Source organism: Streptomyces sp. NPDC050636 (assembly GCF_040654775.1).
Lineage (GTDB): Bacteria > Actinomycetota > Actinomycetes > Streptomycetales > Streptomycetaceae > Streptomyces.
Genome location: NZ_JBFAIP010000243.1, coordinates 1 through 2,248 on the forward strand (window position 1 = coordinate 1; position 2,248 = coordinate 2,248).

2 protein-coding genes and 1 pseudogene are annotated in these 2,248 nt (G+C 66.5%); 2 read left to right on the forward strand and 1 reads right to left on the reverse strand.

The features are described 5' to 3' along the window. Positions 1–184: 184 nt before the first annotated feature. Positions 185–373 (forward strand): annotated as a pseudogene (locus AB0I10_RS40975) (DUF5655 domain-containing protein); the annotation flags it as partial. Between the two features lie 758 nt (positions 374–1,131). On the opposite strand, the gene AB0I10_RS40980 reads toward AB0I10_RS40975, so the two are convergent. Continuing rightward, positions 1,132–1,545 carry a DUF4345 domain-containing protein gene (locus AB0I10_RS40980; protein WP_363157828.1) on the reverse strand — a complete coding sequence of 138 codons (414 nt, stop codon included), beginning with the start codon at positions 1,543–1,545 and terminating at the stop codon, positions 1,132–1,134. Positions 1,546–1,628: 83 nt separating this feature from the next. Between AB0I10_RS40980 and AB0I10_RS40985 the strand changes: the two genes are divergently transcribed. Next, the gene (locus tag AB0I10_RS40985; protein WP_363157829.1) at positions 1,629–2,237 is read left to right on the forward strand and encodes a helix-turn-helix domain-containing protein; all 609 of its coding nucleotides are present in this window, start codon (positions 1,629–1,631) and stop codon (positions 2,235–2,237) included. Positions 2,238–2,248: the final 11 nt, after the last annotated feature.

Consider the following 2,248-nt stretch of genomic DNA (forward strand, 5'->3'; position numbering starts at 1 on the left):
GGGACAGGCCGGCCCCGGCGCGCACACCGGCCACAGCGCAGCACGACCAGGCCCTGGCTGATCGTTGTCGCCGCCCCTCTGCCAGCCCCATGCACTGGCTGTCACGCGAGACCACTCAGACGAGCTACAGCAAGGACCTCAACTCGCCGTCACGGACATGTATTCCATGAATCATGGCTCCGAGTCGGTCGACGAGGTGCTGCTCGGCCTGGGGGACGGCGTCACCCGGGTCCAGCGCAAGCAGTACGCCGCCTACCAGCGGCTGCGCAACTTCGCCTGTGTCTGCCCGCCGCAGCAGACCAAGCTCCTCGTCTACCTCAAGGCCGACCCGAAGGAGGTCGACCTCATTCCCGGCTTTACCCGGGACGTGACGTTGTACATCTCAATCTCCTCCTTCTGCTCCTTGACGACATCCCGGTCGCCCATGACGGCCCCGCCGGAACCGTCCAGGTCGTAGTAGTTCGACTCGTATTTGGAGTCGTCCATGTCGTACTCGGCCTTGAGCGTGAACGGCTCCTTGTTGACGTCGCTCACCTTGAAGGTGCTGGGGTCCTTGTACGAGCCCTCGGACGAGCCTCGGACGAGCTGCTGTTGTCGCCGTCGTTGTTGCCCGCGTTCAGGACCCAGATCAGCCCCCCCCGGTGACCGCCAGGGCCACCACGGCGGCGCCGATCACGAGCCACTTGCGGTTGCGGCGCGCCGGGCGGCCGCCGCCACCGTGCAGTGGTGCGCGGCCTTGCCGACATCCGTCCCCGCCCAAAGCTCGGGCACCCGAGCCTCCCTCATCGATCGGTTGACTGGTCCCAGCAGACGACCACGCCGACGTGTCCTTACGAAGCGACCTTTTCGCGTATCCCAATGAGTGGCCGTGTCGTCGCGGGGCGCTGGGCGGCCAATCAGTCAAAGTCGCACCTACGGCATGAGCGCTTCCAGCCACACCCAGGCCCCCGGGCCTTCCGATCGTACGAAGGGCCGGAATCAACCCACCAACAAGGTAAGGAGCGCTTCACTTGGCGGGTGAGCGCCTGGAGTGGCGGCGCTGAGCGTTTGAGTTGGTGGGCGCGACAGCGGACGAGCCTGGCCGGTGATCCAGTTTTCGATGAATTGGTATGGAACACCCACAGCGTGCCGTCACACGAGCTCGCCCCTAGTTCCGGGCCGGAGCATCTTCTCCTCGGCGTCCGCCAGCCAGAAGAACAGTGGCGCCAGGACGAGTTCGACGATTGTCAGCGCTACCTGGAACCAGTGCGGCCACCCGTGCACGGCGAGCGACAGCAGTCGTCCGAGCGCGCCCAGCCCGAACACCCCGGCCAGCCACCGCACCGCCGACGCGGGAATCGGTGACTGCCGTGCCGCCCAGAGCCAGCCGAGGCCGTACCCGGTGAAGATTGCGCCGAAGAACCGCCCAAGACTGTCTACCGTCGGGCCCGCTGAGCCCGCGTCCGGGATCGAGGCGTTCCCGAGCAGCACATGGAAGAGCCCGATCGCCACGCAGGCGTACCCCATCGCCAGCACGAGCCCGCGAAGCACTTTGACCTTGGCCATGACCGGCCATCCCCCTCTACTAGTAGACACGCATCCACCAGGCTACGGCCAACTAGTAGACACGTGTCAAGTAACATGCGTCCGTGCCTCCCCGTCAGCGACTCAGCCCCGCCGAACGCCGCGCCCAGCTCCTCGCCGTCGCTGCGCGGCTCTTTGCCGCGCGCCCGTACGACGAGGTGCTGATGGAAGACGTCGCCGAGTGCGCCGGGGTCTCCCGCGCGCTGCTCTACCGTCACTTTCCAAGTAAGCGCGACCTTTTCGCCTCCTTGTACCAGCAGGTCGCTGAGCAACTGCTCGCCAAAACCCGGCTCGACCCGGCTCAGACCCTGGTCGAGCAGCTCACCGAGGGCCTGGACGCCCATATCGAGTACTTCGCGGAGAACCGCAACACCGTCCTGGCGGCGAACCGAGTACTGGCTGGCGACCGCCTGGTCCAGACGATCATCGCCAACGAACTCGACGCCCTGCGCGAGCGGATGCTCGGCGTGCTCCCGCTCGCCGACGACACCACGCGGGAGGCCGTGTCGGGGGTCCTCAAGAGCTGGTTGGTGTTCGTCCAAGTGCTGTGCGTGGACTGGCTCACCAAGGAGACCTGCACCCGCGCCGAATTGCGCGACGTGTGTATCGGCGCCGTACTGGGCGCCATCCGGCCCCTCCTTGACGAGGATCCCGCCCCGGACTGGCCCCACTAGTGACCAACGGC

Bases quoted from the DNA above. Each gene is read 5' to 3' on its own strand.
- AB0I10_RS40980 (WP_363157828.1), bottom strand. From the start codon at position 1,545: ATGGCCAAGGTCAAAGTGCTTCGCGGGCTCGTGCTGGCGATGGGGTAC.